This window comes from Idiomarina sp. OT37-5b, assembly GCF_002968395.1.
GTDB lineage: Bacteria > Pseudomonadota > Gammaproteobacteria > Enterobacterales > Alteromonadaceae > Idiomarina > Idiomarina aquatica.
Genome location: NZ_CP027188.1, coordinates 2,557,415 through 2,573,952 on the forward strand (window position 1 = coordinate 2,557,415; position 16,538 = coordinate 2,573,952).

Genomic DNA, 16,538 nt, shown 5'->3' on the forward strand with positions numbered 1-16,538 from the left:
TTAGTCCTCCTGCACGTCTACGGGAACACCATCGCGCAGGCGCACTAGCCCCTCTACGATCACTTGATCACCCGGTTTTACCCCGTCGGTAATTTCAACAATACCTGGTTTACGTCGTCCAATGGTTACTTCAACACGCTGTGCCCGGCCATCCGGTGTTAATTTAAACACGTACTGCCGGCTTTGAATCGGCATCACCGCTTTTTCTGGGAGCAACAAGGTTTCATCGATGCTCCGCAGCAGTGTGATTTCCAGTAGCATACCAGGGCGTAATAAGTCACCGTCATTCGGCAGCTGTGCCCGAACCCGGACCGAGCGAGTAACCGGATCGACGCGCGAGTCGATACTACTGATACGACCACTAAACTGTTGCCCTGGGTAGGCACTGTTTCGTGCAATCACTTCCTGATTCACGGCCAGGCTGGCAAAGTAACGCTCCGGCACACTAAAATCGACTTTAATCGGACTGATGTCGTCCAGTGTTGTGAATACATCACCCGGAGCCACTAATGCGCCCGGACTGACTTCCCGAATACCGACTCGACCGGAAAACGGTGCATAAATCTTCATTTCAGCCAAGGTAGCTTCAGCTACCTCGAGCTCCGCCTGTAGCCCATTCACAGCAACCTGCTGCTCTTCCAACTGCTGTTGAGATGCCGCATTGCCTCGGCGCAACTCGGTAAGACGATCCAACTGACGTTGCGCTTCTCCTAAACTGAATTTCAATTGCTGTACCCGGGCGACCTCTTTGCGCGCGTTCAGCTCTGCCATCAGCTGACCTTGCTCAACGAAGTCACCGCTTTCAAAATAAATCTTCTCAACCACGTCCTGGGTTTGTGCGGTGATGGCGACCGTTTCGTTGGCTTGTGCTGTGCCCAGTGCCTGAATCACATCGCGAAACTCACTGAGTTCAGCAACCTGCACACGTACTGGCACACTCGGCTGTTGCCGTTCTTGCTCTTGCTGTTGTGGTGGAAATCCAAAAAAGTAAATCGCTAACGCCATAAGAACGAGAACGATAACGGTCAGTGGGTTGATCCAGGAACGTCGGGCCATGTTTACCTCTTGGCATCAGGAGACAATTAAAACATAGCCCATTGTACGGAAAACACCGCCACGGGGGCGGTGCATCTAACGAGGATAAGTGGGTATTAATCGCAAAAGTAAGTGTGCGTCAGACCCTTTAGTCCTGCTCATGGTAGCGCGGGCTATGCTTATGTATCGCTTCAATAAAGGCGCCGGCATGTTCCGGATCGACTTCCGGATGAATACCATGACCAAGGTTGAAAACGTGGCCAGTACCCTGACCATAACTGGCCAAAATGCTCTGCACTTCTTCCTCAATGCGGGTCGGGCTGGCGTAGAGCACACTCGGATCCATATTGCCTTGCAAGGCCACTTTACTACCGACACGTGCACGAGCGTCGCCCAAGTCGGTTGTCCAGTCAACGCCTAACCCATCGGCTCCGGTTGCTGCCATGGCTTCAAGCCACTGACCACCGTTCTTGGTAAACAAGGTGACCGGCACCTTGCGTCCCTCGGAGGTCTTGGTCAGGCCTGCAACAATCTTTTCCATATACGCCAGCGAGAACAATTTGTAGTCTCGTGGTGACAATACCCCGCCCCAAGTATCAAACACCATTACGGCTTGTGCGCCGGCGTCAATTTGCGCGTTCAGGTAATCAATAACCGAGTCTGCTAACACCGTCAGTAACTTATGCATTGCTTCTGGTTCGGCAAACATCAGACGCTTAACCTTGGAGAAGTTCTTGGTGCTGCCGCCCTCAACCATGTATGTCGCCAGCGTCCAAGGACTGCCCGAAAAGCCAATCAGTGGCACCTTACCCTGCAACTCCTGACGAATTAAGCTAACCGCATCGGTCACGTATTTTAAGTCGCTGCCCATATCCGGCACACTTAAGCGCTCAATTTGCTCAATCGTTGTTACCGGTTTCGCAAACTTTGGACCTTCTCCGGTTTCAAAATACAATTCCAATCCCATAGCGTCAGGAATGGTGAGGATGTCGCTAAACAGAATCGCCGCATCCAGATCGTAACGACGTAAGGGTTGTAAAGTAACTTCACATGCCAGTTCGGTATTGCGGCACAGCGACATAAAATCACCGGCTTGCGATCGCGTGGCTTTATACTCTGGTAAATACCGGCCTGCCTGACGCATCATCCACACGGGAGTGCGGTCAACAGGTTGCTTTAGCAGGGCTCTTAAGTAACGATCGTTTTGTAACGCCGGTTTTTGCATGTGATTGATTCCATTAGCACAACAATAAAGCGGTGATTTTACCACTATTGCGAATCTTTGCCGATAGCCTTTTCTATTAAGGTTCGTGCGATCGTACCATGCGGGGGAATGGTTGGCAGTTGATCAAACGCAAACCAGTCACCGGTAACCAGTTCGTGCGGATCAATATGCAGATCGCCGGCCGCCCATTCGGCGGTGAACCCCATCATTAGCGAATGGGGAAACGGCCATGGCTGGCTTAACTGATACTGGATATTTTTTACGGTAATACCAGCCTCTTCATGAACTTCCCGTTCAAGTGCCTGTTCAAGCGACTCACCCGCTTCTACGAAGCCCGCCAGAATGGAGTACATACCTTCTTTGTGACGTTTCCCTTGTGCCAACAATATACGGTCACCACGGGTAATCGCAACAATGACACAAGGCGACACGCGCGGATAACAGCGATGCTGACACTGATGACAATGCATCGCTAATTCCCAGTCGACGGCTTGCATGCGTGTGCCACAGCGGCCACAAAACCGATGGGTGCTCAGAAAATCACTAAACTGACGAGCGCGTCCCGCCAACGCGAATTTCTCCAGATCCTGAGTGTCGAGCAACGCTCGCAACGATTGGAAGCTACCATCCGCAAAGCTGTCATCAAGATAATCCGCTACCACCAGGTAACATGAACGCTCACGCAGTTCGCCAATAAACACGGTGGTGTAGTCGTTTAAATCAGGAAATGACATATCCTGTAGACAGCCAAAGGGTAAATCATTATCTTCAGTAACTAAGATCTGATCCGAACTGACCACGCACCACCAAGCCGGTTCGTCGTCAGCAGGTCGTGAATAAGGCTTTACCATTGGACTCTCCTATGATGAGATAAGAGCGATGACGACTTTTTACGTCATGTGAGAGTAGTGATTGTGACAGATAACGGATGTTCGGAGAAGCACATGTTAAGGAAAGGCGAACAAGCCCAGCGAAAATGGGGTGGAGCCAACGACAGTATTGACCAGTGGTTGACTGAACGTCAGGATCTGTTGGTCAATTACTTTAAACTTGCGGCGCTGCCGCCCTACGAAACCGTACGTAACGGCCTACCGGATATTTCCGACATCCGCGAATTTTGTGGCCAATTGGTGGATTATGTTTCCAGTGGCCATTTCGAGATATACGGCCAGTTAATCAAAGCCGGCAACGATAAACACATCAAGCTCGATGATTTGATGGATGACTTGTTTCCGCTTATTTCTGATACGACGGACATTGCCCTCGATTTTAATGACCATTATGGCGAGATCGATAACACCACCGAGCTGAACAAATTTGATCGCGACCTCTCAGCACTGGGGGAAGCACTTGAACTACGGATGGAATTTGAAGATCAGCTGCTCAATCATCTGCACGAGCATGAACTGATTAAAAGTTAAAAGCACGTATTAAAAAGCCGGCTCGAAGCCGGCTTTTTAGTGATTTAAGCACCATTAGTTATTTTGCTCGGTGCCGTCCGCATTCTCTGCTTCGTCGTTTTTCACATCAAGCAGCTCAACGGTAAAAATCAACGTTGAATTAGGTGGAATTTGACCGCCACCCACTTCACGGTCACCGTAAGCCAATTCAGCCGGTATCACGAAGCGATACTTCGCGCCTTCTTTCATTAGCTGCAGGCCTTCGGTCCAGCCTGGGATCACACGGTTTAATGGGAACACGGTCGGTTCGCCACGCTCATAAGAGCTGTCAAATACTTCACCGTTGACCAAGGTACCTTCATAGTGAACTTCGACGGTATCGTCCGCCGCAGGGCTGACACCCGAGCCTTCTTCCAGCACTTCATACTGAAGTCCTGATTCCGTTACGGTTACGCCATCTTTCTTCGCATTTTCCTGCTGATAAGCCGTACCTTGCTCTGCCGCCTTGGTACCCAATACATTTTGACGTTGCTCCATAACCGTCGAACGGAGGTCATTCAGCAATTTCTCTGCTTCTTCCTCATTCAACTTCACTTCACCTTTCACCGCGTCAACAAAACCTGCAATCACCATGTTACGATCCAGCATAACTTCGGCTTCTTCTTGCTGGTCGAGGTTACGGCCAACAAAACGACCCACGGATGAGCCGAGCGCGTAGGCTTGTTTTTGTTCTTCGGTTTTTAGCTCTTCCTGACTGACTGGGTATTGCTCTTGCTGTGAGCAGGCCGCCAGCGCTAACGTCAGAGCAGACAGCGCTAAAGGCTTTATCACTCGATTCATGTTTTTCTCCAATTTGGTCCCGTATTGCTACGGACTATGCCATAATTCCTAAATGAGGTCAGCACCATACTACACAACCACAGGAAGCTTGCCCATGACTTTTCGCGACAAACTCTACCTTGTGGCCCTGGCTTTAGTTGTGACAGGCTGCAGCCCGGCACCGGATAAAGTGCATCAAAAAATTCATGCACAACAGGGAACCTATGTCGCTGATATAGCAGATGATGGCTCCTTCAGTGTCGTGTCGACCAATGAGAATGGTATCTTACTTTGGCCACGCTATGCGAATGATGCCAAATTTCAATGGCAACATGATGACCAGACCTCCCAAATTATCGCGGTAGACGCAAGCTTTGATGGCAGTGTTGTCGCCACCTCGACCCGGGTGGAGTTCGCGTTGTGGGACGCAAAAAGTGGCGAGAACCTTGGCTTTTGGAAAATCGGCAGTGGTGGTATTCAGGACGTTGCCGTAAGTAACGGCGGTTCAACCATCGTTTTAGCAAAGCGGGATGGTACGCAAATCGCCTTTAATCCGAGCTCAGGTCGGCGTATTGAATTTTACGGTCATACCGAGCGCGTCAATGTCGTGGATATCTCTGCAAATGGTTTTTACGTACTCAGCGGCAGTAATGACGCATCGGCCATTTTATGGGATACCCGCAGCGGCCAAATTGTCCACAAGTGGGAACATAAAAACCGCGTAACTCAGGTCGCTCTTCACTCTAACGCGAAGTATGTATTCACTTCTGGAAGTACCGATAACGCCAAAATCTGGCAGTTGCCCGACGGCAGTGAGTACAGCCGGCTGCAATTTATTGATCGACAAAAAATCTTCAGCAGCGCGCGCTTTAATCAGGATGGCAGCGTGCTGATAACAGGTGCACCTTCACGCCGAATCACACTGTGGGATACCCAAACCGGCAAGTCACTGAAACACTGGAATGTGGGTTTGGTCGAAGAACGTAACCCCAATAGCGCCGTCGTATTGGCGGTACATTTTTATGACAATGAAAACATCGTTCTGAGCGAGAGCTCAGCCGGACTGGCCGAATGGTGGCAACTTGAATCAAATTGGAATGAGTAAGTAATGACCGATATCCACGAACTTCTCTCACGTCTAGAGAGTTTAGAAACGCAGCTAGCTTTTCAGGAAGATACCATCGAATCCTTAAACCAGTTGGTAACCAAACAAAATAATGAATTGAAGACAATGAGCGAGCGCATGCGCTGGCTCGGCCGTAAACTGAATCAGTTGCAAAATAATGAGTCAGGGCCTGATGCCGACCCAAGTCAGGAACCGCCGCCACCGCATTATTGAAACAACGACGTCTGTCATGTATAACAGATGTTCACTTTTTGTTAATGGAACATTATGTCTGCAAAGCACCCCATTATTGCGGTGACCGGTTCTTCCGGCGCCGGCACAACCACGACCGGACAGGCAGTTCGCCACATCTTCCGGTCGCTGGAGATTGCCGCCGCCTTCGTTGAAGGCGATAGCTTTCACCGATACTCGCGCCCCGAGATGGAGCTCGAGATCCGTAAAGCGCAGGAACAGGGTAAGCACATCAGTTATTTCGGTCAGGAGGCCAACGACTTCGAGCGTTTGCAGGAGCTGTTTCGTTGCTATGGCAAATCTGGGCAAGGGCAAATCCGCCGATACTTGCACACCTTCGACGATGCCGTGCCCTACAACCAAATGCCGGGTACTTTTACCCCTTGGGAAGATTTACCCAGCGATACCGACGTGTTGTTTTATGAAGGCTTGCATGGCGGTGTTTCCGGTGAAGGTTATGATGTTGCACAGCACGTCGATTTGTTGATTGGTATGGTTCCCATTGTAAACCTGGAATGGATTCAAAAACTCATCCGCGATACCCAGGATCGGGGCCACTCACGTGAAGCCGTCACCACCAGTATTGTGCGCAGTATGGAAGATTACATTCACCATATCGTGCCGCAGTTCTCCAGAACACACATCAACTTTCAACGGGTACCGACGGTAGATACGTCCAACCCATTCAGTGCCAAAGACATTCCCTCACTTGATGAAAGCTTCGTCGTGATCCGCTTTCGCGGTATCAAAAACGTTGACTTCCCCTATTACCTGCAAATGATTGAGGGCTCTTTTATGTCGCGTACGAATACCTTGGTGGTGCCCGGCGGTAAAATGGCGCTGGCCATGGAGCTCATTCTAACGCCATTGATCGAACAGATTATGGAGCGGAAACTCAAAGCCAGAACCCAGCTTGACTGGATCAGCTCCAAATAAGCTCCAATGCCGTCAGGATTCTGCGACCAGCCACCGATAATCGCTGCTGGCACCGTCACTCTGAGCCAGTAGCCGCGTCAGATAAGGCAGGATTTCGTTGAGTTCGTTAACCATGCCAAAGGGCGGGTTAATCCAGACAAAACCGCAGCCACTTAGGCCTTTCGCTTCATCCGCTGAACGAATCATCAGTTCTATCGCTAATGTTTTCGGCACATCCGGTATGGCAGCGACCGCATCATAGAAAGCGGCGATTTTGACCGGATCTTTGATGGGAAACCACACCGCATAACTGCCGGTCTGCCAACGCTTTAAACCTTGCTCAAGCGCCGTAGTTACCTGATCGAACTCATCGACTTGTTCAAACGGCGGATCAATCAACACCAGTCCGCGTTTCTCATTCGGCGGTAGCTTTGCACTCAGCGCTTGGTAGCCATTTTGGGGCGCCAGAATTTGTAATTTCTTACTATCACCCAAGGTCACTAAGTTTTTGCGCAGGGTGACCGCATCCTGCTGATGCAGTTCACACACCACAAGCCGATCTTGAGTTCGCATCAATGCATGAGCAAGCCAGGGTGAGCCCGGATAATGAGCGGGGTCTGCCGAGCCATTATTCAGCGCATTCACGCAAGCAACGTAGTCGTCTGTAAATGCCGGGCGATGGTCGTCAGCCAGCAAGCGACCGATGCCGTCGCGGTATTCATTGGTTTTTTGCGCTTCTTCCGTGGCAAAATCATAACGGCCAATACCACCATGAGTGTCCAGCACCAGGTAAGGCTTGGCTTTCTGATTTAAATAGCTAATTGCGCGGGTTAGCAACAGATGTTTGAAAACGTCGGCAAAGTTACCGGCATGATAAATATGGCGATAATTCATGCGGCACGAATGACATAACTGTGTGTCATTGCAACACTTGCTTCTAGCATTTTGGCGACGGAACAATACTTATCGGCTGACAGCGCAACCGCGCGTTCAACGTGCTTTTCTGCGACATCGTGTCCGGTCACTACAAATTCCAGGTGTATCGCTTTAAACACATTCGGTGTTGCACCAACACGCTCACCTGTAACGGTGCATTCACAGCGCACCACCTTTTGGCGGGCTTTTTCAAGGATACTGACCACGTCAACCGAGGCGCAACTGCCCGCTGCCATCAGTATCATTTCCATTGGGCTGGGCGCTGTTCCCGGACTGTTGCCGTCCAACACCGTTTGGTGTCCGCTGCCGGATTCGGCGACGAAGGTAAGCCCATCAACCCACTTTACCGAGGCTGTTAAACGATTGTCTGCCATGGGAACCCTAACTGTTTAATTTCTGATCAAAAAGATTTTTCACGAGTCCGACGAATTCAACCACAAATTCCTCTTGCTCGGTGGTGGGATGATTGTTGAGGACACTCGACAGGACTTCCTCTAAATCATACATGATGGCATCTGCCTCACGAACGATATCAAGCCGTGTTTCCTGCTCCAACTGGTTCTGCTCAAACACCGTGATCATGCTTTCGCCCAGCTTTTCTTCAAGCAGTTCGCGCAGGGTATAATCCGCGGTAGACGTAGTACCGGTATTCTGCGCAAACAGCGGTAGCTGGCCCGTTAAATACTGGACCAGCTCAATATACCCGTCGGTGTCAACAATCATAAAAGGCCTTGATTAAAATTTTAATCCCGGCGCCAGGCTCTCGGGCATTGTCATGCTCGATGCTTCAACGGATGCGACCGGATACGAGCAGTAGTCAGCCGCGTAATAGGCACTGGCGCGGTGGTTACCACTCGCTCCGATACCACCAAACGGGGCAGCACTGCTGGCTCCTGTAATCGGTTTATTCCAGTTCACAATACCTGCCCGGATGTGCTTGAAGAAGTAACGATAGGTTGCCTCATCATCACACAAAATGCCTGCAGATAAGCCATAGCGCGTGTTATTTGCTTCTTTAATCGCCTCATCCAGTGATGAAAAGCGATAAACTTTTAGCAATGGTCCAAAATATTCTTCATCCGGAATATTTTCAACACCCGTAACGTCAACGATACCTGGTGTGACAAATCCAGTTTGCGGATCCCGGTGCGTCAACTTAACCAATGACTTACCGCCTAACCGCAACAACTCACTTTGTGCATCGGCCATTCCAGCAGCAGCTTTAGCTGAAATCATGGCACCCATAAAGGGTTGTGGATCAGCCTCGTAGTCATCAACCACAATATTCTTGGTGACTTCCACCAAACGATCGAGTACCGCCTGACCTTTTTCGCCGGCTTCGATAAACAGACGGCGCGCACAGGTACAACGCTGACCTGAGGTAATATACGCAGATTGCACGATATTGTGTACCGCGGCATCGACATCCGACACATTGGTTACGATGAGTGGGTTATTACCGCCCATTTCCAACGCCAGAATTTTGTCCGGGCGGCCGCCAAACTGTTTATGCAACAAATGCCCGGTATTGGACGAGCCGGTAAAGTACAGCCCATCAATTTGCGGGTGCACGGACAATGCCTTACCGGTTTCAACTTCACCCTGCACCAAGTTTAAAACGCCAGCAGGAATACCCGCTTTTTCCCAGAGTTTAACGCTGAATTCAGCCACTTTTGGGGTCAGCTCTGACGGCTTAAATACCACGGTATTACCGGCAATCAGTGCTGGCACAATGTGTCCGTTGGGTAAGTGACCAGGGAAGTTGTAAGGACCATACACTGCAACGACACCGTGTGGCTTATGACGAATAAAGGCTTTCGCACCAGGCATATCATTCTCAACCGTGCCGGTGCGTTCATGATACGCTTTTTCAGAAATTGCGACTTTGCCGATCATAGCGCCCACTTCGGTGCGTGTTTCCCAAATCGGTTTGCCTGTCTCTTCTGCCATCGTGCGCGCTAGAGCTTCCTTGTTTTCGCCAAGTAGCTCTGAAAAGCGTTTACAAATCGCCAGGCGTTCGTCAAAACTGCGCTGTGACCATTCAGGGAACGCTTTGCGCGCCGCCATAACCGCAGCGTCTACTTGGCTCTCGTCAGCCGCCTCGCCAGACCAAACGACTTCGTTACGAGCCGGGTCAATCGATTTAAACAATTTGCCTTTACCGGCAGCCCAGCTGCCGTCAATAAACTGTACACTGGAACTCATAAAATGAATCTCCTGTTACATGGCCACGATGCGTGCATCGTCGCCTTGTTCTAATTGTAAATGCTGTGCCTGTTCTGCGGTAATTTGTAGCGTTTCAGCGCCGGGCTGACACATAAGCTGCGCCGCACGGAAGTGTTCAAGCTGTGTATTACAGACAATATGCGGCTTTAAACCTTGCTCGGGTAGCCGCGCGACAATTTCAACCGGTACCAGCCTGCTATTGCGCACACTTTTTAGGTTACACACTTCAGCTTCTACCGTAGGTCCGGCGTCAAAAATGTCGACAAAACCTCGGAAACGTAATCCTTCCGCCTCCAGTAACCGCAGTGCCGGACGTGTATTGTCATGCACCTTACCAATAACCGCACGTGCCTCATCCGACAGCAACGCCGTATAAATCGGAAAACGTGGCATCAACTCGGCAATAAAGGTCTTGTCGCCGACACCACTGAGGTAATCAGCTTTTGGAAAGTCCATCGAAAAGAAGTGCTGCTCCAACCACTGCCAAAACGGCGAGTCACCATTTTCGTCAGAAACACCGCGCATTTCAGCAATAACCCAATCACTGAAACGTTGTTTAAACTGCGCCAGGAACAACATCCGAAAACGCGATAACGTTCGCCCATTCATACTATGACGATAGGGTTCGCGTAAAAACAGCGTGCATAATTCCGATACGCCAGTGTAGTCATTACACAACGTCAACGTTTCTAAGGAATTATAAATATTCAGCTTTTCCGAGTGGTGAACGGCTTTACCCAATCGATAATGCCAAAACGCTTCGGTTAGGCCGACTGCTGCTTCGATCCCACTCACGCCCGCAATTTCACCGGACTCGGTGTCTTCCATCACAAATAAGTAACTTTCATCGCCCGGTGTTACCACGTCTTTTTTGGTAAACGCCTGCTTGGCTCGAGCGATTCTTCGCTCGAGCAAGGCTTGATCTACCGGCAGCGAGGTAAAGCCATGGCCTGATTCTACGGCGCAGCTGTATAGCGCCTCATAATCAGCTGACTCAATCGGTCGGATCAGCAACATAGCTCAGCTCCTTTATTCGCCGATGACTTGCGCGACCGCTTTCTCAAAGCGCTGAAGACCTTCTTTGATGTCTTCTTCCGGAATGATCAACGATGGTGTCAAACGAATAACGTTCGCACCGGCAACCAGAACCATCACACCATGCTCCTGTCCGGCCAATAAAAAGTCACGCGCACGGCCTTCAAATTTGTCGCTCAGCTCAGCGCCCAGCAGGCAGCCTTTACCGCGCACGTCTTTAAAAACACCGTACTTTTCACCGATCGCCGTTAACTGTTCTTTCATCCATTGCTCGCGTTGTTTGACGCCATTGAGCACCTGTTCGGTGTTAACCACATCCAACACTGCTTCCGACACCGCGCAAGCCAATGGGTTACCACCGTAAGTGCTGCCGTGGGTACCCGGCTTCAAGTGCTCAGCAATTGCCTCAGTTGTCAGCATGGCACCAATCGGGAATCCACCACCGAGCGATTTTGCACTGGTCAAAATATCCGGCGTCACACCCAATTGCTCGTAGGCATATAACGTACCGGTGCGACCAAAGCCGGTCTGAACTTCGTCAAAAATCAATAGCGCATTATGTTGGTCACAGAGTTCACGAACGGCTTTTACAAAGTCCATATCCGGAGGCACTACACCGCCTTCACCTTGTAATGGTTCCATCATGACGGCGCAGGTCTTGTCAGAAATCAACGCTTTCAGTGCGTCGATGTCATTGTAAGGGACATGATCGATAGCGCCTGGCTTTGGACCGAAACCTTCTGAATAGGCCGGCTGCCCGCCAACGGTAACGGTGAAGAAAGTGCGGCCATGGAAGCCTTTGCTAAACGCAATGATCTGTTGCTTATCTTCGCCATGAACATCCAACGCCCAGCGACGAGCCAGTTTTAATGCCGCTTCATTGGCTTCTGCTCCCGAATTGGCGTAATAAACGCGGTCGGCAAAGGTTGCTTCCGTCAGTTTCTTTGCCAGACGAATAGCAGGCTCGTTGGTAAATACGTTACTCAGGTGCCAAAGCTTCTTACTTTGTTCATGCAATGCAGACACCATTGCCGGGTGACAATGACCCAAACAATTTACCGCGATACCACCGGCAAAATCGATGTATTCTTTACCTTCCTGGTCCCAGACACGTGATCCTTCACCTTTCACTGGAATCATACTTGCCGGGTTATAGTTAGGCACCATAACTTCATTAAACAAGTCACGGGTGACTGAAATTGCGTTGTGGTTGTCGGCCATTGCTCACTTCCTTATCGCTTGTGCGAATTAATTGATAAGAGTCATGGATTAATAGAGTAGCCCGTAATTATGCCAAATTTTAATCAGTTTGTCTGTTTTAATTAGGCGCTGACGCCAGACTATGCGCGGCCTCGGGCGTTTTTTCAAAAGAACGGAATAACTATTCAACCATGCGCCATTACGGCGCATGATTAGTCATAAACAGAAGGGAACTTATTCAGGAACAATCACTTTGGGACGTTTTAAATTAACATTATTCAGCGTTTTGACGCGCTCGGCACCAATGTCGTGTTTCTTCAGTAAGATCAAACCTTCTTCAACCGAAGCAAGATCAACCTCGCGTAATAAACGAAACTCACAAAACGCGTTAGCCTGACCCAACACACGGGCATAATCGGTGTAATCGTCCTGCGTCTTCGCCTGGGTGAAACTCAACAGGTGCTGGCTTATCGGAACTCGTTGTAAGCCCCAGCCCTCAGCCACCAAGTAGCTCACTTTCTTATCTTGCTCGAGCATTAAATTACGTAAAAAACGTTCATCCGGTTTCAACTCGACCAGGGCATTGTGTTTATCAGGCGTACTGTCCTTGATTGACTTCATCGCCATTTCGCGTTGAGTGTCATCAAATACCCGCAAATACAATTTGGTGAGTGCAATTTTACCCAGTTCATGGAACATCCCCAGGGTGTACGCCAGTACCGGATCTTTCAGGCCGTCTTGAGTCGCAATTTCATGCGCAAGAATGGCTGTGCCTAAACTGTGATCCCAGATCTTCCGGCGGAATAACGTAAACGGGTGGGTTGATGGCGGCAACCAATATTGCATCACGTACGCGGGCGTTAGAATTCTTAGATTCTCCGGCCCCATAAAGCTCATTGCGGTGCGCAAATTTTCTACTTTGACTTGCTTTTGTTTACGCCGTTTGTCGATAAAAGGCGGTTGGTTAACCGTTTTTAAAACGCCGTTATGGAACCAGTCGAGTCCCTGTACGACGTTTTCGATGCGCCGCATTGACGCCGCCTTAGTGCTGAGAATATCCAGTAATTCGGGCAGTTGTTCAGGAAGCGGAATTAACCGTTCACGCACGTAAGTGGCGTCCTCAATACGCTCCAATATACGGTGGTAAATGGCTTCATGAAGCTCGTCGGAAACGCGATCGGCGTAACGTTGGCGTGCCTGCTTAAGACGTTCCCGTTCATCATGATTAATCTGCTCAACCTGCAACAAGCGTCGCCGCTGTTCCTGCTTTTCCTCTTCCTTGCCGTCCGCTTTATCGCGGCCTTTGCGGGCAAAAGGCAGACTGATCAGATAGTTGATGAAGCGTTTTTCAAGCCGGATGGCAGGATCTTTGCTGCCCCCTTCTGTTGATACTGCAAAAAAATCGTACATTTACGCGTGACGCTCCCGCTAATTCCGTGTTTCGAGAAAATTTTGCAACAATTGATGCCCTGCCTCTGTCATGACTGATTCGGGATGAAACTGCACACCGTATAACGGCAACTCGGTATGCCGAATTGCCATGATTTCCTGACCGAACTGCATGCTATCAACCCAAGCATCGACGCTAAAACAGCTAGGCAGTGACGATGGTTCAACCACCAGCGAATGATAGCGCGTGACCGTCAGCGGCGCCGGCAAATTGTTAAATAGTCCTTTAGATGTATGCGTTACCCGTGATGTTTTACCATGCATCACACGCTTTGCTCTAACGACCTCGGCACCAAATACTTGTGCCAGAGCCTGATGACCGAGACACACGCCTAAAATTGGCAGCTTCCCGGCAAAAGCTTCGATAGCCGCCAATGAAACGCCCGAATCGTTGGGCGTGCAGGGACCCGGCGATATCACCAACGCGGTCATAGCCAGATTCTGCAACTGCGACACCGTCACTTGGTCATTACGATACACCACAACCTGCTCACCGAGTTCTCTAAAGTAGCGAGCCAGGTTGTGTGAAAACGAATCGTAATTATCAATTAACACCAACATGGTGTGTTAGCCCGGGTAGGGGACAAAGCCTACGGCTTTATAGACCTCTGCCAACGTTGTGGCCGCTTTGGCACGTGCTTTATCCGCACCTTGCTTCATCACTTGTTGCAGAAACGCCGGATCGTTACGCATCTCCTGATAGCGCTGCTGGATAGGTTCAAGCATCGCCACAACAGCGTCCGCAACATCCGTCTTCAAGTGGCCGTACATTTTATCTTCGTACTCCGGCACAAGCTCGTCAATTGCTCGTCCACTCGCCGCCGACAAGATACTCAACAGGTTGGAGACTCCTGCTTTTTCCGCAGGATCAAAATAAATTCTAGCCTGTTCATCAGAGTCAGTTACCGCACGCTTTATCTTCTTCGCGATCTTTTTCGGATCTTCCAGCAGACCTACATAGTTATTAGGGTTATCGTCCGATTTCGACATTTTTTTAGTGGGATCCTGCAACGACATCACCCGCGCGCCGACTTTCGGAATCATTGGCTCAGGTACGGTAAATACCTCGCCGTATAAATTGTTAAACCGCTCTGCAACATTACGCGCTAGCTCCAGGTGCTGCTTCTGATCATCACCAACCGGAACTTCGTTCGCCTGATAAATCAGAATGTCCGCCGCCATCAGCGCAGGGTAGGTAAACAGACCTGCATTGATGTTGCCCGAATGACGCTGGGATTTGTCTTTAAACTGCGTCATCCGGTTCAGCTCACCCATTTGCGTGTAGCAGTTGAGTACCCAGGCGAGTTCAGCGTGCTCGGGTACGTGCGACTGAATGAACAAGGTGCTTTTATCCGGGTCAAGTCCGCAAGCCAGGTACAAGGCAAGGCCATCCAGAGTGGCTTCAGTCAGCTTTTGTGGTTCCTGGCGCACCGTTATGGCGTGTAAATCAACCAACATGAATTTGCAGTCGTGCGTATCCTGCATTTTCACCCAGTTACTGATTGCACCAATATAGTTACCGATTGAAAGCTGCCCTGAGGGCTGACATCCACTGAGTACTACGGGTTTTGACATCTTAGTTTCCTGAACTTGACTGAGAAATTTTTTGACGCATTTGTTGAATCACGTCAGCATAATTCGGTTGATTAAAAATTGCGGAGCCCGCCACAAACATGTCGGCACCCGCTGCAGCAATTTCGCCGATGTTATTGACGTTAACCCCACCATCGACTTCCAGACGAATATCGCGGCCACTGGCATCAATACGTTGACGCACCTGACGGAGCTTATCCAGCGTTGACGGAATGAACGACTGCCCGCCAAAGCCCGGGTTCACCGACATCAGCAGGATCACATCCAGCTTATCCATCACATGATCGAGATAGTGCAAGGGTGTCGCTGGGTTGAACACCAACCCTGCCTGACATCCGTGCTCGCGGATCGTTTGCAAGGTTCTGTCGATGTGCTCTGACGCTTCCGGATGAAACGTAATAATGGACGCTCCGGCATCGGCAAAGTCAGGGATGATACGATCCACCGGTTTTACCATTAAATGTACGTCTATGGGCGCCGTGATGCCGTAATCCCGAAGCGCTTTACACACCATCGGGCCGATGGTTAAATTTGGCACGTAGTGATTATCCATCACATCAAAGTGAATAACGTCAGCCCCGGCATCTAACACCGCGCTTACTTCTTCACCTAAACGGGCGAAGTCGGCGGATAAAATTGATGGCGCAATCCATGGTTGCATGCTCATGCCTCTTCGGTAACCTTCCTATAAATTGTGCGCGGATTATAGCAGGTAAACTGCGACAAAAAAATTTCTCTTAAATTGCTAGTAATTGTAACAAATCGCTGATAAATTAATCAGCACTAGACACAGGAGAAAGATAGCGATGTCTACTACGATAAAAACCATAACAATCACGAGCGCCGCGCTAAGCCTTGCTGCAGCCGGATTTTTGTTGTGGGCGCCAGCTTCTCCAGTGACCTCCGTCAGTAATTCTACACAGCAATGTGAGAAGTTATTGTCATCCTCTGAAACGCAACATACCGCGGCACAATGCCAAGCGCCATCAAACCAGGTGACTTGGAGTAATTGGGCTAAGGGTGAAAGTCGTTCTGCGCAATTTCACTTTATTGATTTGTTTGAGTTGCTGTTCAGCAGTTCAGACTCTGCCAAAAAATCGACCGAACGTTTTAATCAACAATCGTCTCTGTGATGTCTGAGCGGAAGTCACGCCCCGGGATCATCAGCGCAATATTGAGTGTTATTGCCGCCTTTTTTGGGGTGCAGAGTGAATCCAATCGCCAACGCGACTTTCAGCATGGAAACCCACTGATCTACATCGTTATTGGCGTGGTTCTGGCCGTTATTATGGTGTTGGGACTGGTCGGCATCGTCAATTGGGTGCTTGCCGCCAGCCCCAGTTAGGGT

19 protein-coding genes are annotated in these 16,538 nt (G+C 49.9%); 5 read left to right on the forward strand and 14 right to left on the reverse strand.

Going from position 1 to position 16,538, the window contains the following annotated elements; all coding sequences use genetic code 11:
• From C5610_RS12040 to nudC, 3 genes are all read right to left on the reverse strand, one after another.
• Positions 1-1,056, reverse strand: coding sequence for an efflux RND transporter periplasmic adaptor subunit (locus C5610_RS12040; RefSeq protein WP_105307365.1), 1,056 nt, complete (start codon positions 1,054-1,056; stop codon positions 1-3).
• A gap of 127 nt (positions 1,057-1,183) precedes the next feature.
• On the reverse strand, positions 1,184-2,260 hold the full coding sequence (gene hemE, locus C5610_RS12045; protein ID WP_105307366.1) for a uroporphyrinogen decarboxylase: 1,077 nt from the start codon (positions 2,258-2,260) through the stop codon (positions 1,184-1,186).
• Positions 2,261-2,304: 44 nt separating this feature from the next.
• Positions 2,305-3,111, reverse strand: a complete 807-nt coding sequence (gene nudC, locus C5610_RS12050; RefSeq protein ID WP_105307367.1) for an NAD(+) diphosphatase — start codon at positions 3,109-3,111, stop codon at positions 2,305-2,307.
• Between the two features lie 93 nt (positions 3,112-3,204).
• Between nudC and rsd the strand changes: the two genes are divergently transcribed.
• Positions 3,205-3,681: a sigma D regulator gene (gene rsd, locus C5610_RS12055; protein ID WP_105307368.1), complete on the forward strand. Its 477-nt coding sequence runs from the start codon at positions 3,205-3,207 to the stop codon at positions 3,679-3,681.
• A gap of 54 nt (positions 3,682-3,735) precedes the next feature.
• Here the strand turns inward: rsd and fkpA are convergent, their stop codons facing one another.
• Positions 3,736-4,500: an FKBP-type peptidyl-prolyl cis-trans isomerase gene (fkpA, locus tag C5610_RS12060; RefSeq protein ID WP_105307369.1), complete on the reverse strand. Its 765-nt coding sequence runs from the start codon at positions 4,498-4,500 to the stop codon at positions 3,736-3,738.
• Positions 4,501-4,594: 94 nt separating this feature from the next.
• Here fkpA and C5610_RS12065 point away from each other — a divergent pair, with 94 nt between their 5' ends.
• Genes C5610_RS12065 through C5610_RS12075 form a run of 3 tightly spaced genes read left to right on the forward strand, consistent with a single transcriptional unit; the run spans position 4,595 to position 6,772 of the window.
• A complete protein-coding gene (locus tag C5610_RS12065; protein ID WP_105307370.1) occupies positions 4,595-5,584 on the forward strand; it encodes a WD40 repeat domain-containing protein in 990 nt (329 codons plus the stop codon).
• Positions 5,585-5,587: 3 nt separating this feature from the next.
• Positions 5,588-5,818 (forward strand): SlyX family protein, encoded by a 231-nt coding sequence (locus C5610_RS12070; protein ID WP_105307371.1) that lies wholly within the window; start codon positions 5,588-5,590, stop codon positions 5,816-5,818.
• Between the two features lie 54 nt (positions 5,819-5,872).
• Positions 5,873-6,772, forward strand: coding sequence for a phosphoribulokinase (locus tag C5610_RS12075; RefSeq protein ID WP_105307372.1), 900 nt, complete (start codon positions 5,873-5,875; stop codon positions 6,770-6,772).
• Between the two features lie 12 nt (positions 6,773-6,784).
• Here the strand turns inward: C5610_RS12075 and C5610_RS12080 are convergent, their stop codons facing one another.
• The 10 genes from C5610_RS12080 to rpe all read right to left on the reverse strand — a co-directional run bounded on the left by C5610_RS12080 (position 6,785) and on the right by rpe (position 15,851).
• Positions 6,785-7,645, reverse strand: coding sequence for a 23S rRNA (adenine(2030)-N(6))-methyltransferase RlmJ (locus C5610_RS12080; protein WP_105307373.1), 861 nt, complete (start codon positions 7,643-7,645; stop codon positions 6,785-6,787).
• Positions 7,642-8,061: an OsmC family protein gene (locus C5610_RS12085; protein WP_105307374.1), complete on the reverse strand. Its 420-nt coding sequence runs from the start codon at positions 8,059-8,061 to the stop codon at positions 7,642-7,644. Before C5610_RS12085 ends, C5610_RS12080 begins: the two co-directional genes overlap by 4 nt.
• A 7-nt stretch (positions 8,062-8,068) precedes the next feature.
• Positions 8,069-8,410 carry a DUF3802 family protein gene (locus C5610_RS12090; protein ID WP_105307375.1) on the reverse strand — a complete coding sequence of 114 codons (342 nt, stop codon included), beginning with the start codon at positions 8,408-8,410 and terminating at the stop codon, positions 8,069-8,071.
• Positions 8,411-8,422: 12 nt separating this feature from the next.
• Positions 8,423-9,892, reverse strand: coding sequence for a succinylglutamate-semialdehyde dehydrogenase (gene astD / locus C5610_RS12095; RefSeq protein ID WP_105307376.1), 1,470 nt, complete (start codon positions 9,890-9,892; stop codon positions 8,423-8,425).
• 15 nt (positions 9,893-9,907) lie between these two features.
• Positions 9,908-10,930 (reverse strand): arginine N-succinyltransferase, encoded by a 1,023-nt coding sequence (gene astA / locus C5610_RS12100; RefSeq protein ID WP_105307377.1) that lies wholly within the window; start codon positions 10,928-10,930, stop codon positions 9,908-9,910.
• A gap of 12 nt (positions 10,931-10,942) precedes the next feature.
• The gene (locus tag C5610_RS12105; RefSeq protein WP_105307822.1) at positions 10,943-12,148 is read right to left on the reverse strand and encodes an aspartate aminotransferase family protein; all 1,206 of its coding nucleotides are present in this window, start codon (positions 12,146-12,148) and stop codon (positions 10,943-10,945) included.
• A gap of 234 nt (positions 12,149-12,382) precedes the next feature.
• On the reverse strand, positions 12,383-13,558 hold the full coding sequence (locus tag C5610_RS12110) for an HDOD domain-containing protein (protein ID WP_105307378.1): 1,176 nt from the start codon (positions 13,556-13,558) through the stop codon (positions 12,383-12,385).
• 18 nt (positions 13,559-13,576) lie between these two features.
• Complete coding sequence (locus C5610_RS12115) at positions 13,577-14,158, reverse strand: anthranilate synthase component II (protein WP_105307379.1); 582 nt, start codon at positions 14,156-14,158, stop codon at positions 13,577-13,579.
• 6 nt (positions 14,159-14,164) lie between these two features.
• Positions 14,165-15,172, reverse strand: a complete 1,008-nt coding sequence (gene trpS, locus C5610_RS12120; protein ID WP_105307380.1) for a tryptophan--tRNA ligase — start codon at positions 15,170-15,172, stop codon at positions 14,165-14,167.
• A 1-nt stretch (position 15,173) separates the two neighbouring features.
• On the reverse strand, positions 15,174-15,851 hold the full coding sequence (rpe, locus tag C5610_RS12125) for a ribulose-phosphate 3-epimerase (RefSeq protein ID WP_105307381.1): 678 nt from the start codon (positions 15,849-15,851) through the stop codon (positions 15,174-15,176).
• 471 nt (positions 15,852-16,322) lie between these two features.
• Here rpe and C5610_RS12135 point away from each other — a divergent pair, with 471 nt between their 5' ends.
• Entirely contained in the window at positions 16,323-16,535 is a 213-nt protein-coding gene (locus C5610_RS12135) for a DUF2970 domain-containing protein (RefSeq protein ID WP_105307383.1), read from the forward strand.
• Positions 16,536-16,538 lie beyond the last annotated feature (3 nt).

Bases quoted from the DNA above. Each gene is read 5' to 3' on its own strand.
- C5610_RS12040 (WP_105307365.1), bottom strand. From the start codon at position 1,056: ATGGCCCGACGTTCCTGGATCAACCCACTGACCGTTATCGTTCTCGTT.
- hemE (WP_105307366.1), bottom strand. From the start codon at position 2,260: ATGCAAAAACCGGCGTTACAAAACGATCGTTACTTAAGAGCCCTGCTA.
- nudC (WP_105307367.1), bottom strand. From the start codon at position 3,111: ATGGTAAAGCCTTATTCACGACCTGCTGACGACGAACCGGCTTGGTGG.
- rsd (WP_105307368.1), top strand. From the start codon at position 3,205: ATGTTAAGGAAAGGCGAACAAGCCCAGCGAAAATGGGGTGGAGCCAAC.
- fkpA (WP_105307369.1), bottom strand. From the start codon at position 4,500: ATGAATCGAGTGATAAAGCCTTTAGCGCTGTCTGCTCTGACGTTAGCG.
- C5610_RS12065 (WP_105307370.1), top strand. From the start codon at position 4,595: ATGACTTTTCGCGACAAACTCTACCTTGTGGCCCTGGCTTTAGTTGTG.
- C5610_RS12070 (WP_105307371.1), top strand. From the start codon at position 5,588: ATGACCGATATCCACGAACTTCTCTCACGTCTAGAGAGTTTAGAAACG.
- C5610_RS12075 (WP_105307372.1), top strand. From the start codon at position 5,873: ATGTCTGCAAAGCACCCCATTATTGCGGTGACCGGTTCTTCCGGCGCC.
- C5610_RS12080 (WP_105307373.1), bottom strand. From the start codon at position 7,645: ATGAATTATCGCCATATTTATCATGCCGGTAACTTTGCCGACGTTTTC.
- C5610_RS12085 (WP_105307374.1), bottom strand. From the start codon at position 8,061: ATGGCAGACAATCGTTTAACAGCCTCGGTAAAGTGGGTTGATGGGCTT.
- C5610_RS12090 (WP_105307375.1), bottom strand. From the start codon at position 8,410: ATGATTGTTGACACCGACGGGTATATTGAGCTGGTCCAGTATTTAACG.
- astD (WP_105307376.1), bottom strand. From the start codon at position 9,892: ATGAGTTCCAGTGTACAGTTTATTGACGGCAGCTGGGCTGCCGGTAAA.
- astA (WP_105307377.1), bottom strand. From the start codon at position 10,930: ATGTTGCTGATCCGACCGATTGAGTCAGCTGATTATGAGGCGCTATAC.
- C5610_RS12110 (WP_105307378.1), bottom strand. From the start codon at position 13,558: ATGTACGATTTTTTTGCAGTATCAACAGAAGGGGGCAGCAAAGATCCT.
- C5610_RS12115 (WP_105307379.1), bottom strand. From the start codon at position 14,158: ATGTTGGTGTTAATTGATAATTACGATTCGTTTTCACACAACCTGGCT.
- trpS (WP_105307380.1), bottom strand. From the start codon at position 15,172: ATGTCAAAACCCGTAGTACTCAGTGGATGTCAGCCCTCAGGGCAGCTT.
- rpe (WP_105307381.1), bottom strand. From the start codon at position 15,851: ATGCAACCATGGATTGCGCCATCAATTTTATCCGCCGACTTCGCCCGT.
- C5610_RS12135 (WP_105307383.1), top strand. From the start codon at position 16,323: ATGTCTGAGCGGAAGTCACGCCCCGGGATCATCAGCGCAATATTGAGT.